This is a genomic window from Natrinema amylolyticum, from assembly GCF_020515625.1.
GTDB classification, from domain to species: Archaea; Halobacteriota; Halobacteria; order Halobacteriales; family Natrialbaceae; genus Natrinema; species Natrinema amylolyticum.
The window spans coordinates 75,251-97,267 of sequence record NZ_JAIWPJ010000007.1 but is presented as its reverse complement, the minus strand read 5'-3'; the positions used below and the strand labels follow the sequence as shown (position 1 = coordinate 97,267).

Sequence of the window (22,017 nt, the reverse complement as noted above, 5' to 3'; positions counted from 1 at the left end):
GTTGGTCTTTCCGTCTGGCGATACTCAGGCACAAGCATGGATGAGTCGGGTAGCTCCCCAGAGACGTCGCTAGCCGGCATACGAGAAGTTTTCAACAGCGCAGGGGGTGCAGGAACTCCCCTTACCACAAAGGAAGTTGCGGATGAGCTTGACTGTGAGCAAAAGGCTGCATCCGAGAAGCTCACCACATTAGCCGCGAAGGGCACGCTGAAGCGCAAAGAAACCGGGGCTGATAATTGTATCTGGTGGATGCCGGCCGATGAGCAGCAGACGGCGGGCGAGATCGAGCGCGAGGAGGAGTATCAAGCTCTCGTCCAGGCGGTGAAGGACTATGCTATTTTCATGGTTGATCCAGATGGGTACATTCAAACCTGGAACAAGGGGGCCAAACGGATCAAAGGCTACCGAGAAGAGGAGATTCTCGGTGAACACCTCTCGGAGTTCTATCCGGACGACGCAGACACCGAACCGGATCACCTACTGAATCAAGCTGCGGTCGAGGGATCGATCGAAGACGAGGGGTGGCGTGTCCGAAAGGACGGAAAGAAGTTCTGGGCCCGCGTCACCATCACCGCTCTCTACGACGAGAACGATGACCTCCGGGGATTTGTAAAGATCACGCGTGACCTGAGCGACCGCCACGAGAGGGAAGAGGCTCTCCGTCGCGAGCGGGACATTACCGAACAGTTCCGGCTGCTGGTCGAGAACGTCGAAGAGTACGCCATCTTCATGATGGACCCTGACGGGTATATCCAGAGCTGGAACACGGGCGCCGAGAAGGTCAAGGGCTATTCGGAGGAGGAAATCGTCGGCGAGCATTTCTCCACATTCTATCCTGAGGAAGCCGTCAAAGCTGGCACCCCCGAGGAAAACCTCAAAAAGGCCCAAGAGCGGGGCTACCTTAACGACGAAGGCTGGCGCGTCCGCAAAAACGGCGAGCGGTTCTGGGCGAACGTGACGATCACGCCGATTCAGGACGACGGTGAGCTCCGCGGGTTTGCGAAAGTCACGCGGGACATGACCGAGCGCCACGAATACGAGGAGCAACTGCGCCAGGAGAAAGAGCGGTTCCAGCGCATGGTCGAAGAGGTCCAGGACTATGCGATCTTCATGCTCAATCCGGAAGGGTACATTCAGACCTGGAACGAAGGCGCCGAACGGATCAAAGGCTATCAAGAGGCGGACGTTCTCGGAGAACACCTCTCGCTGTTCTACCCAGAGGACGAGGGGAGCGCCTCCCCCGACGAACTCCTGGCGCAAGCTGCTGCCCAGGGCCGCATCGCCGACGAGGGGTGGCGCATTCGCAAGGATGGCTCCCGATTTTGGGCGAGTGTCGTTATTACCGCCCTCTACGACGACGATGGTGAGCTCCGTGGGTTCGCGAAAATCACACGCGACCTGACAGAACGAAAGCGCCGCGAAGACCGCCTTACTGCCCTCGACGAGATGGGGCGTCACCTTCTCGAGACCGAGACCCCACGGGAGGTGAGTGAAACTGTCATCGACGCGGCGGAGGGTGATCTGGACCTCCCGATCACGTCGATCACTCTCTACGACGACGAGAGCGGAACGCTTCAACCACACGGTCAAACGACTCGCGCTGCACAGGTACAGTCCAACGTCCCATTTCTCAATCCCACGTCCGACTTCCCATGGGAGGTCTTTGGAAACGACGAACCCCTCGTCATCGATGACCTCGCTGATCACCTCGATCGAGAGTCCGATGAGCATCCGGTAACCAGCGGCATCATCACTCCAGTCGGCAAACACGGCGTTTTCATCACCGGCTTCGAGTCAGTTGATACTCCGAGCGACGAGGAGATTGATTTTGTGAAGATTGTCGCGGCGGATCTCGAAGCGGCCTTGAATCACGTCGAACGCCAACAACTCCTCCGCGAACGAGAAGCGACGCTCGAGGAACAGAACGAGTCGCTCACCCGCGTCAACCGGATCAACAGTATCATCCGGACCATCGATCAGGCACTCATCGACGCCTCGACACGCGGGGAGATCGAACAGGCAGTCTGCACCGAATTAGCGGCCTCAGGGCCGTACCGGGTCGCCTGGATCGGCCGTCGAGAGTCGGCCTCCGAGACGTTGACCTCCGTCGCCTGGGCCGGTGCCGACGCCACGTATGGAGACGAGTACGCCATCACCGCCGACGACGGCCCGACGGAGAACCATCCGGCCGGGCTTGCCGCTCAGTCGCACGAATCGCAGACGATACAGGATATTCGGTCAGATCCGCCGTTCGAACCGTGGCGTAAAGAGGCGCTCAAACGGGGCTATCGGTCTCTGATCAGCGTGCCGATTCTCTACGAGGAGTCGCTCTACGGCGTTCTCACGGTCCAGGCTGACCAACCCGAGACCTTCACTGGGATGGAAGCCCAGGTTATCGAGGAACTCGGAGAGACAGTCGCCCACGCGATCAACGCCCTCGAGAGCAAGCAAGCCCTCGTGAGCGACGAGATCGTCGAGCTGGAATTCCAAATCAATGATCTGGAGGTCCCGATTCTCCAGTTGGTCGACTATGCCGACTGCGCGTACGAACTCGATAACGTTCTGTCGCACGAAGACGGGTCTATCAGCGTCTTCTTCACCACTCACGGTGCAGCACCGGCGGTGATCGAAGAGTTCGTCGACCAGTCGTTCGCAGTCTCGGACCTCCGACTCATCACCGAAGACGAAGACGAATGCGTTTTCGAGGCAACGATAACTGAGGAGAGTTTCGTTGCGACGTTGCTCGACCACGGGGCAGTCCCCCAGACGATTACAGCTGAAGAGGGCAACGGGCGGGTAGTCGTCTCGCTTCCGACGCAGGCCGACGTCCGGGAGTTCATCGAGATGCTTCAGTCGAAATATGGCGATTTGGATCTGACAGCCCGCCGAACCCGCGAGCGGACGGCACGGACACCCGACGAGTTCAAGGCCGCGTTCGAAGATAGGATCACCGACCGACAGCGCGAAGTCCTCCAGACGGCGTACTTTAGCGGCTTTTTCGATACCCCCCGGAAGAGTACCGGTGAGGAGATCGGTGATGCGCTGGGTGTGTCACAGCCGACGGTCAATCACCATCTCCGTGCCTGTCAGCGCGAATTGCTCGCGATGCTGTACGACGAATCGTGATCCACTGCTCCCGGTCTAGATAGATAAGCTGCGGAGCGAGCGGTGGTTACGTACCAACAATAAATCGCCTTCCCCGGCCGGGGCGTATAGCTATCTGTGTCAGACATCGCCCCCTCCGTGAGCGCAAATCCCTCCACCGAACAACTGAGCACGAAAGTCGTTCTTGCAGTAGCCGACGCCAAGAACGTTGATCCGCTCGATCTCCCGCCACTCTACTATGCGATTGATCCGGATGCCCTCGACCAACTCTTCCAGTCGCGATGTCAGACTAGAGCCTCCGGTACGGCCACGGTTCGGTTTACGTTCGCTGGTTGTGACGTTGTCGTTGCCAGTGGAAATCAGGTGACAGTAACGCTGACCGACTCGGACACTGAGCGCGATATTGAGGCGTGACTGCGTGGGTGTGACTACTCCAAAGCCGATGCCAGACCCAAACGAAAAGCCCAGCCAGCCAGTCGCAGATGGAGGCCTGGGTGAGGAATTCGAGCAGTGTGCCACCTGCGGGGCGACGCTTCCCAACGACGAGTGGTGTCCGATCGTTACCGAGACCGATGCTGAAGGGGATCTGGTTATCCGATCGTTCTGTGATGAGGCGTGCAAGAACGCATGGACCAAACAGTCAGGTGACCCATGACTGAACTCGTGGGCTTCCCCCGTGGAGGTTTCGGCCCATTCTCCAAAGAGTGTCATGGGTACCGCCTGTACGGCGATTGGTTCTGGCAGGTGAGCCATGAGTAAGCACGCACCCTCCTCATCCTCGGATTCGGGCGATACGGTAACGGTCAATACTGGTCTCGAAGCCCTCAAAGCAAGCCCGGAGTTCCGTGGCCCAGTGGAACCGATCGGTGACCACGAACACGCGCATACCAACGACCACTTCGCGCTCATCTACGAGTCCCAGGAGGAACAATTCGCTGCCGCCATTCCGTTCCTTCGCCAGGGACTGGACCGCGGCGAGCGATGTCTCTATATCACCTACGAGAACTCCCGCGAGGAGGTCGTCGCAGCGATGCGAGAGTACGGCATCGACGTCGACGCCGCCCTCGAGTCCGGGCAACTGTCCATCCACGACGAGCAGGAAACGTACCTCCGGAACGAGACGTTCGACGCCGACGAGACTATCGACTTCATCGACGCCGCCATCGGGGAGGCCACCGAAGAGTACGAGGCGCTGCGCATGACCGGCGAGATGAGCAGCGTGCTGGAGGAAGACCCCGAGTGCGAGGAACTCGTCAAGTGCGAGGCCAAAGCTAACTACCTCTTCGACGACGTGGACGGCCTCGCGCTCTGCCAGTACAATCGCAATCGGTTCTCCGCCGAGGTTATCCGCGACGTCATCAATACCCATCCGCTTCTCATCCACAACGGGCGAGTCAGCCACAATGTCTACTACACTCCGCCTGAGGAGTTCTTCGGGTCCCAAAAACCGAGTCGCGAGGTCGATCGCCTGTTAGGATCCCTTCAAGAGCAAACAGACACGAAAGCCGAACTTCAGCAGCGTGAACAGTATCTCCGCGCCAGCTACGAGATCACCGCCGATCCCACGCTCGACTTCGAAGAGAAACTCGAGCAACTACTCGATCTCGGTCGCGACCGGTTCGACCTAGACCTCGGTGGGATGGCGATGGTTGACCCAGACGCCGACCGGATCGAAGTCGAACACGTCAGTGGCGACCACGAGAGCTACGAACCCGGGCTCAAGCTCCCGCTGTCGGAGACGTTCTGCGCGCGAACTATCGAGGCCGATGACCACGTGAGCATCGTCGACGCCACAGCAGCCGGATACGACGACCGCCGCGTCTCCAGCGAGTACGGGTTCGAAACCTATCTCGGTACCATCCTCAAGGTCGAGGGCGGTCCCGATCGGACGTTGTTCTTCATGTCCGAAGAGTCGCGCGAGACAGAATTCTCTGAAGCCGAGCGCACGTTCCTCAATCTGACGGGTCAGTGGATCGCGTACGAACTGGAGCGCCAACAACGCGAACGCGAACTCTGCGAACGGACAGAACACCTGAATGCGCTCATCGAGACTACGCCCGAGTGTATCAAGACGGTCGCACCTGACGGCACGTTGCTCCAGATGAACCCTGCCGGACTCGAGATGGTCGAAGCCGACACCGCATCGGACGTGACCGGCGGGTGCGTCTACGATCTGATCGCCCCCGAACATCGGGAGCGATTCCGCGAGTTCAACGAGCGAATCTGTCAGGGCGAAAGTGGTATCTTAGAGTTCGACATTATCGGGTTAGAAGGGACGCGTCGTCACATGGAATCTCACGCGGCCCCGTTCCAGCGCCCTGACGGCACGACCGTGCAGGTGGCGCTGACGCGTGACGTCACCGGGCAAAAGGAACGCGAAACAGAGCTCCGCCAGACGAAAAACCGGTTCGAGACGGTCTTCAAACAGAGCGACGACGCCATCTATCTCGTCGATCCCGATGCAGGCGACATCGTCGACGCGAACCCGGAAGCCTGCGAGAAACTCGGGTACACACGTGAGGAGTTGCTCTCCATGGAGTTGTCTGAGCTGCACCCCGACGAGATGGAGCAGGTTCGCGCGTTCGTCGGCGAAGTGCGGGAGCAGGGCTCCGGGTGGACCGAAAATCTCCAATGCCGTACCAAACATGGCGAGGACATTCCGGCGGAAGTGACGGCGTCGACGGTCACGCTGGACGGTCGGTCGCTTGTGCTTGCGAACATCCGGTACATCGAAGAGCGCAAGAAACACGAGCGGTACCAGCGCGAACTATACGAGGTCATCGCCGACCAACAGGCGTCGTTCGATGAGAAACTCGACCGCCTGCTCGAGTTGGGGCGCGAGCGGTTCGGCCTCGAAAACGGTTACTTCAACCGCATCGACGCTGGCGACCACAAGTTCGAGGTCGTCGACGCGGTCGGTCCGCACGATCAGATTGAGCCGGGTGCGGTAGATTCGCTCGAGGGGACGTACTGCGAAACACATCTCTCGTCGAATAAGCCGCTCGCCGTCGCAGACGTAGTCGACGCCGGGTTGGACGATCTTCGCGCTCACGACCAGTACGGGTTGGAGGCGTACTTCGCGGCGACCGTACGGGTCGATCGCCGCGAATATGGAACGCTATGTTTCGCCAGCAAAACACAGCGCAAGCCCTTCACCGAGGCTGAGCGCACATTCCTCGACCTGATGGGGCAGTGTATCGGCTACGAGTTGGAGTACCGCCGCCGCGAACGCTTCCTGCGCGAGAGCCACACTATTACGGCTGATCCCGACCGCGATTTCGAGACGAAACTCGAGGATCTCCTCGACCTCGGGCGCGAGTGGATGAATCTCGATGCCGCAGGGTTGACTCACCTCCCGTCGTGGGACGAAAGATTCCTCAACGAAATCGCCATTGGCTACGGGGATGATACAGGCGATGAGTCCGGCGAACTATGGACGGATCCGAGCGACGGCTGTTACTGCCGACAGGTCCTCGAAAGCGATCAACCGGTCGGAATAGCGGACGTCCGCGGCACTGAGTGGGAGGACGACGAGATCCACCTCGAACACGGGCTGACGTGCTACCTCGGGACGAAAGTGATGAACGGCTCGACGCCGTATGGCACCGTCTGGGTCGGTAGTACCGAGGCGCGCGATCGTGAGTTTACGGAAACTGAACGGACCTTCCTCGACCTGATCGGCCAGTGGGCGAGCTACGAGATCGAACGCGAGCACCGTGAACAGGAACTCAAAGAATCGAACGAGCGTCTCGAACAATTCGCGTACGCCGCCTCCCACGACTTACAGGAACCGCTGCGGATGGTCTCGAGCTATCTCCAGTTGCTCGAAACCCAGTATGCCGACGTCTTCGACGAGGATGGCGAAGAGTACCTCGAGTTCGCCGTCGGCGGTGCCGATCGGATGCGTGAGATGATCGAGGGGCTGTTGCAATACTCGCGGGTCGAAACGCGCGGTGACCCCTTCGAACCGGTCGAATTAGAAACCGTCTTCAACGACGTGCTCGAAGACTTGCAACTTCAGATCGAAGAGACTGATGCCGAGATCACGGCCGAAGAACTCCCACGTGTAGAAGGCGATGGCAACCAACTCCGCCAAGTCGTCCAAAATCTCTTGGAAAACGCTATCACGTATAGCGGCAGTTCGCCACCTCGTGTGCACATCGATGCGAAACGACGCAAGCGAGAGTGGGTGATCTCGATCCACGATAACGGGATCGGCATCGACCCAGATAATCAGGACCGAGTCTTTGACATATTCGATAGGTTACACACTCACGACGAGTACGAGGGGACCGGTCTTGGACTGGCGCTCTGTCAGCGGATCGTTGAGCGCCACAACGGCGAAATTTGGGTCGATTCCGAACCTGATGAAGGCTCAACGTTCTCGCTCACGCTTCCCGCCGTGGATGACAAATAATGGTAGCAGCAGGTCGTTTCGATCCGATGGAAGAGAGTGTCGTCTGAGTCGCAGATACGGGGCCATTCGTGGCTTGTGGACGCCAGCAAAACAACAAGTACACCGCGCTGGAACAGTTCGCCCGGCAGAACGACCTCTCATCCGCAATTCCACAACGCGTATACGATGAACTCAGTGGGCTCCAAAATCGGAGTACACCGGGTCAACTCTGATCGACAGTGCGATCAATGCAGGCTGGGTAACGGTCGCCGAGGAGCCAAACTATGCGAACAGCACCGTGTCGCAGGTAATGGATGATGTCCGAACATATATCGCCCAATCATCGAACCGGCGGGAAGATCAGATCGAGAAAGCAGACACCGCACTCGCGGCCGTTGCAGCAGAACGCCTCGACGCCGATGACGTCGAATTTGCGTGCATCGTGACGACCGATATTGACGTCGGCGAAGGTATTGCTTCGGCACTCTCACGAAACGGGTTCGACGGACGCGTTCAGTTCAAAGATGGGTTCGAGTTGATTGAGGAGATTGCTTGACTTGTCGTCGCGTTACAGGTCGTCAAGGTAGTCTCTCCGCTGGCCCCACTAGTTCTATGGGTCGAAACAGACGCTGTCCAATCATTCACCAAAGCACAATTTTGCATAATACAATCTTCGTACGCGAAAATTCTGGAGAACTCCAGAAATGAAGCGGCCTAATACAGCCCGCTGCGGATCTTCTTTTCAGCGACTCCGTAACTGTCCGCGGGTACAATATCCCACTTTGATGGGGTATACCCGAGGAGTTGGCGAATCTCGGATTGTGGAACCCCGATCTGAAGCAGGCGCATTGCGAACGTTGATCGAAGTGTTTGAGGGGAGACGTTCTCGGAGAGAGTGTCTTCACTGATTGATTTGACTTGTTTGGTCACCGTTGAATGGGTGATAGCGACCTCACTTCGCGTTGTGAAGAATTCCTTAAACCGCTCGACCCCGTCTTCGGACAGCGGAATCGACCTCACTCGAGACCTTATGCCCTTAACTGCATCCGCCGGGACTTGGAGCATTTGCTTTTCGCTATCGAGCCATTCACAGCTCAAACGACTGAACTCACTACCGCGTAGTCCAGTGTGGCCGAGCGCGTACACGGTGAACCCGTGTCGGCTTGACCTCTTTTCTGCGGCCTCGAGCAGCTTCTTGTACTTCGATGGCGGCAGTGGCGTGGGTTCTTTACTCATGCTCACTGAGCACTAGATCGTACAAGTTCGCTTCTTTTGGATCTCGAGCATACTGCTTGAGGAGCTTGAGACCGTCTTCTACTGCGACTTGCCCTTCCAGGAAGATGGGAACCTCAAATGGACTCCCTACTCCCCAGGACTCGAGGTGTACGACGGCCTGCGTCTGGTCCCCTGCAAACTGAAGCTGCTTTTGATCGTCCACAGACTCCACGTCAGCGAGGTCAGCGTGAACCTTGATGATAAGTGCTCCCTCTTCTAGCAGAGACTCTTTCGCCACTGCGATGCTGTGGACATCTCCAGTCTGGCTGAGGCTTCGGACGTAGTTTTCCAGTTCGATACTATCGTCGTTTTGTGATTTCGATTTTGACATAGATCGCTCTATGCGGGTTCTGCGATCTTCATCTCAAATGGCGCATTTCGCCGTAGCCTGGCGAACTCTACTACCCGACTTCGCCGCGAGTGAGCTTTAGAAGGTTTAGTAAAACGCTTTTTGGTGGCTAAAACGGCAAATAATTGCTCCTCTTGGCTTCACTTAAATGTTTTATATAGATTTTCGATTGGCGGAATGGTGAGTTATAAATTAGCTCTTGTCGAGAGGTATGAATACTTCGTAAACTCTCACTCCCATATAGAAAACGGACATAGGGGCAGCGAGGTTAATGATTAACCAAGAATAAGACTAATAGTCATCCCATATCACAATAATTTATGGAATAGAAATTACGAAAATAACTTGATGATTCTCCTAGGATTTCCCTATTTAGTGACTTCGATGAACTCTACCTCTCTTTTCGACTCTAACTCGAGCGAAGAACCCTCGCTCGTCCCAATTTCATATTCTCCTTTCGTGGATCAGGAGACCTTCACGCGCTCATCATCTGGATCTACTCGAAGCTTCTAGGTCCGACATCATCGGTAGCGTAGTGAAGGCTACATCGCTATTAACCAACTGACAGAGATTATCTGCTCCGTTGACATAGATACCATAGCTTCGTCAGCAATCCAAGCGGGTGACCGAGGCTAAGACAGAGAGCACGACACTGCTAATGCGCTCGTTAATGAAGACGACAACACTCTACTCTATTCATTAGAATTATTTTCTGATAGTCAGCCAAGTGGCCAAGACCACTCTATCTCAGGAGGGTCAACGAACACGGAATCAAACAAGGTATTAGGAGACGGAAGATCCCCAATCCCCTGACCAAGGTGGCATCAAACCTCTTGACAGCATCCTTTGTCGTTTCATGCAGAGACTCATCAAGGGCTAGGCCCTTGCTATGGCAGGTACCATAGCCGTGGCTCCCCTGTCATATTCATGACGGTAGCCGCACCTAAACGCGAAGTTTCGCAACGGCTGTCGTTGGCCCCGCGCGCTGCGTAGGGCTACCTGCCAGTCTCGTCCGCGTAGCTTTCGCACACCTGAGGATGAGGCGAGTGGGGAGAAGGTGGGCAGCTGATCTTACCTTTTCTCGCGTTTCCGGAACGTCAGGGCGGCCAGCAGGGCGATTACGGCCCCGAATGCGGCGGCGGCGAGTTCTACCGGGTGGGTGAACGCCCAGAGCTGGAGGCTGCGCTCGCGCGCCCGATCATCGAACCGGCCATGCGCGCCGTGGTCCGTCTCGTCGTCAACCGGCTCCCAGAGGTTGTGCGCCCGGTCGGGGTCGCTCGGCTCGTCGGTCATCTGGGAGTTCCATCCCGAGGACGCCAGTTTGCGGTCGAGGCGCCGCGGTATCACGCGGTTCCCGAGGATTGCCTTGACAGTCGAGCGGCCGACCCACAGCTCGTCGCGATCGTTTCGAACCGCCCAGACGATCGCCTCGGCGGCGACTTCGGGTTGGTAGATCGGCGGCACGGGCTGGGGCGCTTTCGGCAGGCGACTCTTTACCCAGTCGAACTGGGGCGTGTTGAGCGCCGGCATCTGGACCATCGTGAGCTGGACGTCGCTGTCCTGGTGGATGAGTTCGCTGCGAACCGACTCGGTGAACCCCTGGATCGCGTGCTTGGCGCCGCAGTAGGCCGACTGGAGCGGGATACCGCGGTAGGCGAGCGCCGAGCCGACCTGCACGATCACCCCCACGTCCATCCGGTCGAGCGCGACCTCGGTGCCGTACACGAACCCGAGGTAGGATACTTCGGTCACCCGTCGGAACTCCTCGTGGTCCATTTCGGTCGCGGGCGAGAACACCGACGTCATGGCGGCGTTCACCCAGACGTCAATCTGCCCGAACTCGTCCTCGACGGCGTCGGCGGCGTCCTCCAGTTGCTCGGCGTCGGCGACGTCGGTCGGCACCGCCAGCGCCTCGCCGTCGGCGTCCTCGACATCCTCCTGCGCACCGTCGAGTCCGGCCTCGCCCCGCGCAAGGAGGCCGACCTTCGCACCTTGCTCGGCGAACGCGCGGGCCGTCGCCCGGCCGACGCCCGCCGACGCGCCCGTGACCACAACGACTTCAGAATCGTCCGTATCGGTTGTGTCAATCATTGTTTCTTACACGATGTACTCCTGCCAGAACCCGTACTGATCGCGGATCTGGCCCCGCGGGATGCTCAGGAGGATCAACAGCACACCCGCGACGACGCCGCTCCACGTCGCCAGCGTCGGCGCGCCAAACAACCACGGCGCGACCGCGATCCACGCACCGAGCGGGATGTTGACGAACCGCAGCGCCCGAGCCGGCTCCCCCGTCGCGATCACCGCGATCGAGACGACGAGCGCGCCGGCGAGGTGGCTGCTGTCGGCGAGCAGCCCGCCGGTGTCGAAGACCGTCGGCGAGAGCATCAGCCAGAAGCCGACCGCCATCGACGCGAGCAGGTACCACGGGATCGAGATCCCCCAGAACATCCCCGCGGGCCGGTTCCGCTCCGATCGGGTGTCCCCGTTCAAGCCGGCGTCCGCCTCGGAGAGGTGTCCGCCCATCCAGAAGGCGTGCCACAGCGACGCGTCCTCGTCGGTCCGCCGGTCGAGCAGCTGGACCATCGCGACGACCTCGTCGACGGTGAGCGAGATCATCCACAGCATTCCGAACGCCGACAGCAGACAGAGGGTACACCACGTTCCGACGAGCACCGGCTGGGTGATGACCAGCAGTACCTGAACGAACCCCAGCGGGATCACGACGATGCCGAAGAAGGTCACCATCCACGGCATCGTCCGCCAGCGGCTCCGGCCGCCCATAAAGCCCATCAGCGCCTCGATCGCGTACGCGACGGCGCCCAGGCCGGCGTCCGAGACGGGGAACGCCTCTGACACTCGCGAGTCGAGTATCTGGACGGTGCCGTCGCCGAAGAAGGGGTCCCAGACGTAGTCAATGTAACCGAGCTGGTAGGCCGCCATGTACTGCGAGGCGAAGAAGCCGAACATGCCCAGCGCGATCAGCGGGAACCGCTGGGCCGCCGTCGAGGGATTGTACGACCAGCCCGAGGGGACCGCCGCCCCGTCCATCCGCATGCGCATCATGATGATGATCGAGAACATGATCACCAGGATCCCCACGAGCGTGTCGTTGAGGTAGGCGGCCGCCGTCGGCGCGTGAAAGACCAGCGGCGCCAGCAGCAGCCAGACGCCGACGCCGCCGCTGGCGTACGACGCCCACGGGTTCTTCCGCCAGATCGTCACGACGCCGAGCGCGACGAGCACCAGCCCCGCGACGACGTCGTTCCACGTCATCAGCGCGCTCTCGTACCCGTGGGCCGTCGGGGCGAACACGAGCCAGATGCCCAGTGAGATGATGCCGTACTGGATCCAGAGCTCCTTCAGCGGATGGTTCAGCATCATCTCGCCGGGCTCCTGCATGTCGTCGCCGTCGTCCTGTGCGCCTCCGCTCTCCTGCTTCCGGTTGCTGTCAGCCATCCTGATCCTCCGATCGTGAAGCTCCCGCATCCTCGCGAGCGTCAGCGAGTGAGGGCTCGGAGGACGCGTCGCGTTCTCCGGCGTCGTCGAGCGCGAGCGCGCCGTTTATCAGCCCGATCTGGCTGAACGCCTGCGGGTAGTTCCCCAGCAGCTCGCCCGTCTCGGGGTCGATCTCCTCCGAGAGCAGGCCGAGCGGGCTGACGAACTCGCAGACGTCCTCGAACAGGTCGCGGGCCTCGTCGTCCCGTCCCGCAAGCGCGAGCGCGTTGACCAGCCAGAACGAGCAGACGACGAACGCGCCCTCCTCGCCGGGGAGCCCGTCGTCGCCCTCGAAGCGGTCGACCAGCCCGTCGTCGGTCGTCAGCCGCTCCTGGACGGCGTCGATCGTCCCCCGGACCCGCTCGTCGTCGGCCGGGAGAAAGTCGACCATCGGGATGCGCAGCGTCGCGGCGTCGAGTTGGTCGTCGGCCTCGAACGAGCGGACGAAGCTGTCGAGTTCGTCGCTGTACCCCTTCTCGAGGACGGTCTCCTTGATCTCCCCGCGAACGTCGCGCCAGCGCTCGACGGGGCCCTCGTAGTCGGTCTCGTCGACGATCCGGAGTGCCCGGTCGATCGCCGCCCAGCACATCACCTTCGAGTAGACGAAGTTCTGCGGGTCGCCCCGGACCTCCCAGATCCCGACGTCGGGCTGACACCACTCGTCGCAGACGTAGTCGACGATGTCCCGGATCGCCGCCCAGGCGCGGTCGGTGATCTCGGCGCCGTAGCGCGTCGTCTCGTGGACGCCGACGATCAGCTCGCCGTAGATGTCGAGCTGTCGCTGCTCGTGGGCGGCGTTGCCGACCCGGACCGGCGCCGAGTCCCGGTAGCCCGAAAGGTGATCAAGCGTCCGCTCGGGCAGGTCGTCGTTGCCGTGCAGCCCGTAGACGGGCTGGATGTCAGCCGGCAGCCCTCCGGAGCAGTGCGAGAGACACAGCTCGAAGTAGTTTTTCGCCTCCTCGACGTGGCCGAGCTCGGCCAGCGCCTGGACGGTAAAGGCCGAGTCGCGGATCCAGTTGTACCGGTAGTCCCAGTTCCGGACACCGCCAATATCCTCGGGTAGCGAGGTCGTCGGTGCGGCGCAGATCGCCCCCGTATCGTCGTGGATCAGCAGCTTGAGTGCCAGCGCCGACCGGACCGCCAGGTCGTGCTGCGGGCCGCCGATCGGACACGGCTCGTCGTCGGGACACTCGTGGGCCCAGTCCCGCCAGTACGCGACGACGTCGTCAAGCACTCGCCGGTGCTCAGCCGGCCGATCGGGAATCTCGCGGTCGTAGCCGAGGACGAGCCAGCGCATCTCGCCCTCTTCGAGCGTCAGCGAGGCGCCGGCGCCGCCTTCCTCAACGTCGAACTCGACCGACCCCGTGAGAAACGCCGACTCGCCGTCCCCGTGAGCGACGACGCCGTGGTGCGATCGCTTGACGGACGGCGTCGTCCGCGCGTAGTCGAAACGGGGCTCGAATCGGACGTTCAGGTCGATCGGGCCGTCGTCGCACTCCACTTTGCGGTATAGCGCATGGTGAGCGTCCTCGACGCCGTCGGTCGTGGTCGGGACCGGCATGAAGTCGGTCACGGTCGCCCGGCCGGACGCCGTCTCGAAGCGCGTCCGGAGAACGTTCGTCCGATCGAGGTACCGCTGGCTCGCCTCGAACGAGCCGGACGGACTGACGGTGAAGTGGCCGCCGCGCCGGCTGTCGAGCAGGCGGGCAAACAGACTCGGCGACTCGATGTGCGGGAAGCAACACCAGTCGACCGCGCCGTCGCGGCCGATCAGGGCGACGGTTTCGAGGTTGCCAACGGCGCCGTACTCCCCGATCAGCCTGTACTCTGAGCGCTCCTTGCACTCGGTACCGGCATCCTGCGCGTTCGGTGAGGGCATGATAGTATCGATCGTCGGATCGTCGGCGCCGTCTCGTCAACGACGAGCGAGAGGGCGGGCAGCGGCGCCACGTATGGCATATCACGAATCCGGTGTTCAAGCTTGGGGTCGCCTGGATCGAATCGAGGCCCGTGAGCGGCCGGTCGACGCCGACCGCACTGCAAGTTGGTTCGGTTCTACACCCCCGATCAGCTTGACGCCATGTTCCGGCAGGTCTCGGAGCATTCGCGGAGCACGTCCGCACAGACCTGGCAGTGTTCTGCGTCGTGCCGTTCGCATCCATCGGCGCACTCCTCACAGAGTTCGGCAGCCACATGAGCGCGATCGTGACGTGTTCGATCGACGCGTAGTGGTACTTCTCGAGTTCAGCGAGCACGCTGGTGGCGCGGTTACTGTCCAGCATCACGTCGCGGGCGTTCTGCTCGGTGTGATGTTCGGTGAGAGAACTTTCTTTCTGAGGTCTTGTTCAACGCCGTCGACAGTCTCGAGTCAGCGAATGAACACGCGGAGGGTGTCCATCTGAGTTTTCTCCGAGACCGTCGAGATGTCGCCCTAATCTCGCCTCCAGACGCGGTAACGCTGGAGCTGCCGTCCGGTGAGGTTGTTGAGGTTCTCGATGTCCTGCTGATCGCATCAGCGGACGAAGTGGACGGGTCGATATTCGTGGGCTTCGAGGGAAGCTGCCAGGACTGCTTCCACCAACGCGGCCACTGAGCAGCCCCAGAACTGACTCCGTTGACCTCTCTACGGACAATCGGTTTGGTCCCCTTCAAGGTTCGATACAATGTACTTATTGATCAAGATCACATGTTAGCTTGTGCCACGAGTCTTTTTATGTCTACATGGTGTGGTGTTACCAAAACGTCATCGACCCGTCAGGAGAGACAAAATGGGCTGGCCGCTGGAATCAGATGTTTGAGGCGTTATCAGCTGAACCACGACGCGCTATCATAATTTCCTTATCAGAAGAACCAGCCGAACGACGACTCCCGTTGCCCGAAGCCGCGGAAACACCTAACCAATCGATGAGTTCCGAGACGTTATCCACCAAATTACGCCACCGCCACCTTCCGCTACTCGCTGATGCAGGATACATTCGGTGGGCATCCGAACCGTTCTGTGTCCAGCGTGGCCCCACCTTTGCTGAGGCAGCATTCGTTACAACCAAAATACTCAATTCGGTTGATGAAGTCCCCCAGAGTTTGATCGACAACTGTCGAGTTTTCTTGGAGATGACTGAAGGTGACTCAGACTGATCTCATCGCCGCCGTCATCGATGCTGTGGCCACCGCTGATGGGGTCGATCCGACGGAACTCGATTCGCTATACGAGTACATCGATCCTGAAGTGTTAGCTAAACTTGATGAGGTCGACCACGGGAAGTGGAGCTTTACTTTTCAATATTCAGACCATCAAATCACAGTCACGCTGAGAAACAGATACTCATCGACGGCGTCTCACATTCCACAGATGCATCAATAGAATAATCGAACAGTTTGATTTTCGACCTGTTCACTCCTTAGCTAGACAGTGTCAGCATCGGTTGGTGGTGCCGATCCTGAAAGGTTCGGGAGAGACAGATCAACGCGCCGGAGCAACTGCGCGTTGATTGCGACGATAACTGTACTCAAGGACATCAGAAGAGCCCCCACAGCGGGTGACAGCAGAATCCCAATCGGCGCAAGGACGCCCGCCGCAAGCGGGAGTGCGAAGACGTTGTATCCGGCCGCCCAGACGATGTTCTCCTGCATCTTCCGGTAGCTCGCCTTGCTGAGTTTCACGAGCCGAACCACGTCCATCGGGTTGTTCTGGACGAGGATGACATCTGCCGACTGGACCGCGACGTCGGTCCCGCTCCCGATCGCGATTCCGACGTCGGCCCGCGTCAGCGCCGGCGCGTCGTTCACGCCGTCTCCAACCATCCCTACGAGCTTCCCTTGATCTTGGAGCTCCTGGACTTTCTTGTCCTTGTCCTCGGGGAGGACCTCCGCGAACACTGTGTCGATGCCCAGTTCGTCGGCGACGGCGTTGGCGACGTCCTCGGAGTCGCCGGTCAGCATTGCTACCTCGATGCCGAGGTCGTGCAGCGCGTCGACGACGCGGAAACTCTCCTCTCGGATCACGTCGGCCATCGCGAAGGCGGCAATCAACTCTCCCTCATGGACGAGATACACGACCGTCTGTGCGTTCTGCCCGGCTTCGTCAGCGAAGCGTTGGAGATGATCGGGAACGTCCCGATCGAGTTGGGTCAACAGGTTCGGCCCGCCGACGTACATCTCGCTTCCGTCGACGTTCGCTCGGACGCCCCTACCTTTGATGGCCTCGAAGTTGGTCGCGTCGGGAGTAGTGAGGTCTCGCTCTTCGGCGGCTTCGCGGATGGCTCGCGCAATCATGTGCTCGGAGTCGCTCTCGACGGCCGCCGCCAGCGCGAATGCGTCATCTTCGTCGATGCTGTCGACGGTCGCCATGTCGACGACGCCGTGTTCGCCTTCAGTGAGAGTCCCGGTCTTGTCGAAGATGATGGCGTCCAGATTCCGTGCGTCTTCCATCGCGATGCGGTCGCGCACGAGCATCCCGTTGCGAGCGGCGAGCGACGTGTTGATCGCGACCACGAGCGGGATGGCGAGCCCGAGTGCGTGTGGGCAGGCGATGACGAGCACCGTGACGACCCGCTCGATAACCGTTGCGTTGAACGACACCGCGACTGTCCACGCGATTGCTGTCACGACTGCCGCCGTGAGGGCGACGTAGAACAGCCAGCCGGCCGCTCTGTCGGCTAGCACTTGCGTTTGGGACTTGCTCTGTTGGGCTTCGTCGACAAGTCGCATGATGCCCGCGAGCGTCGTCTCCTCGCCTGTCGCACCGACGCGCACGCGGAGACTTCCGTCGCCGTTAATCGTCCCGCCGATGACCTCGTCGCTGGGTTCCTTCGAGACCGGTTTCGACTCGCCCGTAATCATCGCCTCCTCAACGTCCGAATCACCCTCTTCAACGATGCCGTCAGCAGGGACACTCGCACCCGGCCGAACGAGCACGAGGTCACCCTCGGAGAGTTCGCTCACCGGGACTTCCTCGGTCTCCCCGTCGTCGGTGATCCGCTCGGCGGTATCGGGCATTAGCTTCGCCAGTTCGTCGATCGCGCTCGAGGCACGGCGTACCGACCGCATCTCGATCCAGTGGCCTAGCAGCATGATGTCGATCAGCGTGACGAGCTCCCAGAAGAACGCCGACTGTGCAGGGAAGATGACGGTGGCCAGGCTGTAGACGAACGCGACTGTGATGGCCATCGAGATCAGCGTCATCATCCCCGGTGACCGGTCTTTCAGCTCCGGCACCGCCATCTGGAGGAATGGAATCCCGCCGTACGCGAAGACGATGACCGCGAAAACGGGATTGATCCATTCGCTCCCTGGGAACGCTGGGACGGTGAATCCAAGCCATCCCTGCAACGTTTCGCTGTACAGGAGGACGGGAATTGACAGGAATGTTGAGACGAAAAAGCGCCGGCGGAACATCTGCTCGTGGCCCTCGTGCATCCCTCCATGGCCCTCGCCGTGGTCGTGTCCTTCGCCCTCGTGTTCGGCGTGCTCGTGCTGCTCGTGGGGAGCCGCCTCGTCCTCGGCGGCAGATTGAGCCTCCACCTCTAGTAGCTCCTGTTCTACTCGTTGCTCGTCAGCCTCGTCAACCGCTTCATCATGGTCGCCGGATCCATACTGGTGGTGACTGCCGTTATCCTGCTGATTTTCCCCTTCCGTGGGGTTCTCATTTGTATCTTCGTGGTCTTCCATGAGTCATTCTCTCTATTACAGTAGATCCGCCGGCTTCCTGAATGTTCACCCCCTGAAACCGTATATTAGGATCAGTATGGACAAACTCCGAAGAGAACGGTGGGGCCGTTCGCCTAGGATCGCTCCATGTTCTCCTTAGGTGTGAGCGGTGTACCCGGCCTCTTCGACGGCTTCTACGAGGGCCGTGGCGTCCACGTCATCATCGACGCTCGCCTGTTCGTCCTCTCGGTCGACGATCACGTCGGTCACACCGGACACATCTTGAAGCGCCTCTTCGACCGTCTGCTCACAGTGACCGCAAGTCATTCCCTCTACGGAGATGGTCGTCGTCATACAGAAATACATACGGTTCTCTTTCTTTAGCGGTTTTTCCCTTCTATCATCCTGGTACAGTGGGGTCCAAACTTTGGAATCAAAGGCCCAGTTGAAACCCTCCGTTAGTGATAGATTTGGAGAGGGTACCGATAAGAACAGGTGAGGGATGTGTTGCTCATGACATGACTTGGCGGTAATTTCCTACTGGCTGTCGGTGTTGGGCCAGTTTCGTGCATCCGATTCAACGAGGCCCAGTAGAAGTCGACATCGGTCGTCCACCTCCACAAGCGAGTTGGTAAACCCCTCGTCCGAAACAGTCGGGATCCCACTGTCGCGCAACTGTTCGAGGTCGGGGGCAGGTGGGGGCTGTGATGCTGGTCCGACGAATCCGCTCTCGAGTTCATCGAGGTACGTCTGGACGCTCGACCGAGTTTGCGTGATAGTTGGCTCACTCGGACGGTGCTCTGGGTCGACACCGAACCGGAGAAGCGTGAGCGTCTCGTCTAATATGGCTATGTTTGTCGTCGGTGCCTGCGACCGCTCTGTCGTGAAGAAGTAGTGGAGGATGGGGTACGCTTTGTGGTTCGCTGTCAGCGTACCGAGCTGGTTCGCGATCAGGTTTAGCGGTCCGTCTAGTCCTTGGAACGAGTCGCCGTCCCAGCTCGTTTCGAGAATCTCCGTACTCTGTCCACCGAGTCCGTGGATGCTGCTCGCCAGTGAGCGTTTCTGTGTGACGGCGCTGAGGACGTTGAGAACATACGTGACACTGAGTGTGACGAAGAGCATCCCGCTGGCCGTCGTGAGCGCGGTTGCGACCTGCCAGATCCCGCCGTTCGGCGTGAAATCCCCGTTCCCCATCGTGAAGACCGTGTAGCCGACGAAGTAGAACCGCTCCGTCCAGGAGATTGGACCGGTGTTTCGCGTATCGATTAGAGTCTCCTCGCCGCCTGCGAAGAGCAACGTCCATCCGCTCCAGAGCAGTGCAATCCACATGGTGAGCCCGAGAACGAGAATCAACGGTCCGGAAAACGAGAGTACGCGGGGCCGCTCACCGGCCACCTTCTTGAGTACCTCCCAAGTATTGGACATCAGTCGGGACGTGAGGGGACCAGCCCTCCCCTCGACCCACAGCGTTGTCCAGAGAAGGTCGACCACGGCCAACAGGAGTAGGACCACGCCAACACCGAGGTAGAGCAGATTCATTTTGTACACCTCCCGATGGGACAGTCGATACACTTGCAGACGATTTCACCAGCAAGATTGCTAGAGAGATTGGTAATTCGGGTTGGTGCAGAACCTGACTATTCACACCATCTAGTTAGTCTTCAGGCCGGAAAGTCTTCTCTGATTGGTAGTGTGACGGGTTTGTTCGATTCTGGAGAGACCTATAGGATTCTCCGTGATTAGTGCGCAGTTTGATGATGAAAAATGGAGGTTCCACCGGTCGTTCGGTTATGCGTTCGCCATCTGGCGGCAACTTTCGGCGCACTCTCGGAGGCCTCCGCACAGAGGTGGCAGTGGTTGGCGTCGTGGTTCTCACACTCGTCGGCGCAGTCCTCGCACGCCTCGGCACAAGCCTGGGCGAGCTGACCGCTGTAGTTCGACCCGCGGGCCATGAAGCGGGCGTGCATCGACGTGAGGTCGGCGACGTCCCGGCAGATCCGGGCGCACTCTTCCATCTCCTCCATCCAGAGACACTCGTCCGCACACCACTCACAGACCTCTGCGGCCTCGTTACAGTTCTCGATGCAGTCGCGTTGCTCGTCGTTCAGACTCTCGATCTTCGAGACGGTTTCTGGGAGTAACATTCTACCCGAGAAAGTATTCGAAAACTGAATAAACCATCAGCCTGCAACTGCAAGGGCTTAGCCCTGCTTCTGAACTGCTAACGTGTTGGTCATCGGAGACAAACAGTATTAAGGTTCCTCCATTGCAGATTTCCCTAATATAATGGTATTCAAGTGATACTTGCTATGGGTTCAAAACTCACAGAGTCCAATTCTATGTGGTTCTAAGGCGAAATCGCATTGAATCGGAGTCACGTACTTAATACTAGAGGCGGGCTCACGGAGGTACACATATGCCAAAACAAACTGACGATACACGGCTGGTCACGATTCTCCTCATTATCATCGGTGCGTTCGTCATCTTCCCGATGTTCTTCATGGGCTTCGGGATGATGGGATACGGGTCGATGATGGGCGGGATGTGGGGCGGAGGAATGTGGGGCGACGGAACGATGTCGGGGTGGATGTTTATCGTCGGAATCGTGATGCAACTCCTATTCCTGGCTGCCATCGTCGGCGGTGGCTACCTCATCTACAGGGCAGTCGCTAGCAGTGAGAGTGATTCAGACCAAGCGCTCGAAGAACTCCGGCTCGCATACGCTCGCGGCGAGTTGACCGACGAGGAATACGAACAGCGACGAGAGGCACTCGAACGCGACACGGAGTCACGGCAAGACTGATACAAGGAATGACGAGACCATCCGACCACGGCCACACGACGGGACAACCGTCGCTCCCTGCCTGGCTTGACCGATATACGACACTGGGCCTGTACGGACTATTCGTTGGAACGGGACTCTGTCTGGTGGCGTTCGTCACGAACCCAGTCCCTGACCCCTCGTTCCCGTGGGCGACACTGCCGGAGTCGCTCCGCCTCCCCTTTGAGCAGCCACGGATCGAACACTGGCCAGTAACGTACACACTCGGCATCTGGCTATGGATCCTCGGATTTCCAACGTTGTTCCTCGCTGGCTACAGGCGATTCGGAGCAAGGACGCCGCTCGACTCGACGCTGTGGCTCGCTGGCTTTCCCACGCTGGCTATGCTCGGCTGGACGACGTACTGTCGGTTCTTTTGGCCGAAACTCAATCCGCCGACTTGGAACGCTCCCTCCTATACGTTCGTATGCTGGCTGTACTGCTCCTCGTACGACGTAATCTGGAGTAACACCGCCTATGTGATTGCACTGTTCGGTATCGTCGCGATGATCCTCGCGGTACGACGACAGAATGGGGCCAAGTACGCCCTCCTCGGGTTCGGACTCCTCGCACTCCCCCTCGGAATGCCGGCTGTGTACGAAGGGTACCGACGAATGACGCAAACGGTCACCTGAACGGTTGTGGTCGTCATGGGCAGCAACGATTTTGTCCTGACAGGAACCAACTTTGTCTATGGCTTCCCGATCAGATCGAACTCTCCTTACCATGATCGTCGCTGATGCCGTCTTGATTATTGGGTACGTCGTCAGTGCACTTGTTCCAGACCGTCGTCTCTGGCCGATTGGCGACAGCAGATGGCGATGGTGGTTCAACTGGTCTGTACTTTCGATTGTCTTCACCGGGTTTCTCGTGCTAGCCTACCGTGATTGGGACTCCTTTCGCGTCTCGAGTACACCCCTTCGGATT

General features: G+C 59.3%; 15 protein-coding genes and 3 pseudogenes. 8 read left to right on the top strand and 10 right to left on the bottom strand.

Annotation, left to right across the window (positions count from 1 at the left end; genetic code table 11):
- Positions 1–36: 36 nt before the first annotated feature.
- From LDH66_RS22140 to LDH66_RS23345, 5 genes and pseudogenes are all read left to right on the top strand, one after another.
- Positions 37–3,126 carry a PAS domain S-box protein gene (locus tag LDH66_RS22140; protein WP_226483243.1) on the top strand — a complete coding sequence of 1,030 codons (3,090 nt, stop codon included), beginning with the start codon at positions 37–39 and terminating at the stop codon, positions 3,124–3,126.
- 96 nt (positions 3,127–3,222) lie between these two features.
- Complete coding sequence (gene ddfA, locus LDH66_RS22135; protein WP_226483242.1) at positions 3,223–3,519, top strand: DdfA family disk-determining factor; 297 nt, start codon at positions 3,223–3,225, stop codon at positions 3,517–3,519.
- A 28-nt stretch (positions 3,520–3,547) separates the two neighbouring features.
- The gene (locus LDH66_RS23355) at positions 3,548–3,760 is read left to right on the top strand and encodes a DUF7576 family protein (RefSeq protein ID WP_425492995.1); all 213 of its coding nucleotides are present in this window, start codon (positions 3,548–3,550) and stop codon (positions 3,758–3,760) included.
- A gap of 198 nt (positions 3,761–3,958) precedes the next feature.
- Complete coding sequence (locus tag LDH66_RS23350) at positions 3,959–7,522, top strand: MEDS domain-containing protein (protein WP_425492994.1); 3,564 nt, start codon at positions 3,959–3,961, stop codon at positions 7,520–7,522.
- 68 nt (positions 7,523–7,590) lie between these two features.
- Positions 7,591–8,057: pseudogene (locus LDH66_RS23345) on the top strand (PIN domain-containing protein).
- A gap of 158 nt (positions 8,058–8,215) precedes the next feature.
- Here LDH66_RS23345 and LDH66_RS22115 read toward each other — a convergent pair.
- The 6 genes and pseudogenes from LDH66_RS22115 to LDH66_RS22090 all read right to left on the bottom strand — a co-directional run.
- Positions 8,216–8,737 (bottom strand): tyrosine-type recombinase/integrase, encoded by a 522-nt coding sequence (locus LDH66_RS22115; protein WP_226483240.1) that lies wholly within the window; start codon positions 8,735–8,737, stop codon positions 8,216–8,218.
- Positions 8,730–9,107 carry a hypothetical protein gene (locus LDH66_RS22110; RefSeq protein WP_226483239.1) on the bottom strand — a complete coding sequence of 126 codons (378 nt, stop codon included), beginning with the start codon at positions 9,105–9,107 and terminating at the stop codon, positions 8,730–8,732. Before LDH66_RS22110 ends, LDH66_RS22115 begins: the two co-directional genes overlap by 8 nt.
- Positions 9,108–10,196: 1,089 nt before the next feature.
- The gene (locus tag LDH66_RS22105; protein ID WP_226483238.1) at positions 10,197–11,216 is read right to left on the bottom strand and encodes an SDR family oxidoreductase; all 1,020 of its coding nucleotides are present in this window, start codon (positions 11,214–11,216) and stop codon (positions 10,197–10,199) included.
- A 6-nt stretch (positions 11,217–11,222) separates the two neighbouring features.
- Positions 11,223–12,584, bottom strand: coding sequence for a vitamin K epoxide reductase family protein (locus LDH66_RS22100; RefSeq protein ID WP_226483237.1), 1,362 nt, complete (start codon positions 12,582–12,584; stop codon positions 11,223–11,225).
- Entirely contained in the window at positions 12,577–14,502 is a 1,926-nt protein-coding gene (locus LDH66_RS22095; RefSeq protein ID WP_226483236.1) for a glycoside hydrolase family 15 protein, read from the bottom strand. Before LDH66_RS22095 ends, LDH66_RS22100 begins: the two co-directional genes overlap by 8 nt.
- A gap of 188 nt (positions 14,503–14,690) precedes the next feature.
- A pseudogene (locus tag LDH66_RS22090) lies at positions 14,691–14,810 on the bottom strand (four-helix bundle copper-binding protein); the annotation flags it as partial.
- Between the two features lie 934 nt (positions 14,811–15,744).
- Here LDH66_RS22090 and LDH66_RS22085 point away from each other — a divergent pair.
- Positions 15,745–15,984 (top strand): HalOD1 output domain-containing protein, encoded by a 240-nt coding sequence (locus LDH66_RS22085; protein ID WP_226483235.1) that lies wholly within the window; start codon positions 15,745–15,747, stop codon positions 15,982–15,984.
- A gap of 41 nt (positions 15,985–16,025) precedes the next feature.
- Here the strand turns inward: LDH66_RS22085 and LDH66_RS22080 are convergent, their stop codons facing one another.
- From LDH66_RS22080 to LDH66_RS22065, 4 genes and pseudogenes are all read right to left on the bottom strand, one after another.
- Positions 16,026–18,290 (bottom strand): copper-translocating P-type ATPase, encoded by a 2,265-nt coding sequence (locus LDH66_RS22080; protein WP_226483234.1) that lies wholly within the window; start codon positions 18,288–18,290, stop codon positions 16,026–16,028.
- Between the two features lie 135 nt (positions 18,291–18,425).
- Positions 18,426–18,623, bottom strand: coding sequence for a heavy-metal-associated domain-containing protein (locus tag LDH66_RS22075; RefSeq protein ID WP_226483233.1), 198 nt, complete (start codon positions 18,621–18,623; stop codon positions 18,426–18,428).
- Positions 18,624–18,806: 183 nt separating this feature from the next.
- The gene (locus LDH66_RS22070) at positions 18,807–19,808 is read right to left on the bottom strand and encodes a potassium channel family protein (RefSeq protein ID WP_226483232.1); all 1,002 of its coding nucleotides are present in this window, start codon (positions 19,806–19,808) and stop codon (positions 18,807–18,809) included.
- A gap of 249 nt (positions 19,809–20,057) precedes the next feature.
- Positions 20,058–20,413: pseudogene (locus LDH66_RS22065) on the bottom strand (four-helix bundle copper-binding protein).
- 272 nt (positions 20,414–20,685) lie between these two features.
- On the opposite strand from LDH66_RS22065, the gene LDH66_RS22060 reads away from it, so the two are divergent.
- Together LDH66_RS22060 and LDH66_RS22055 are read left to right on the top strand one after the other, a co-directional pair.
- On the top strand, positions 20,686–21,072 hold the full coding sequence (locus tag LDH66_RS22060; RefSeq protein WP_226483231.1) for an SHOCT domain-containing protein: 387 nt from the start codon (positions 20,686–20,688) through the stop codon (positions 21,070–21,072).
- Positions 21,073–21,197: 125 nt separating this feature from the next.
- Positions 21,198–21,725, top strand: coding sequence for a hypothetical protein (locus LDH66_RS22055; protein ID WP_226483230.1), 528 nt, complete (start codon positions 21,198–21,200; stop codon positions 21,723–21,725).
- Positions 21,726–22,017 lie beyond the last annotated feature (292 nt).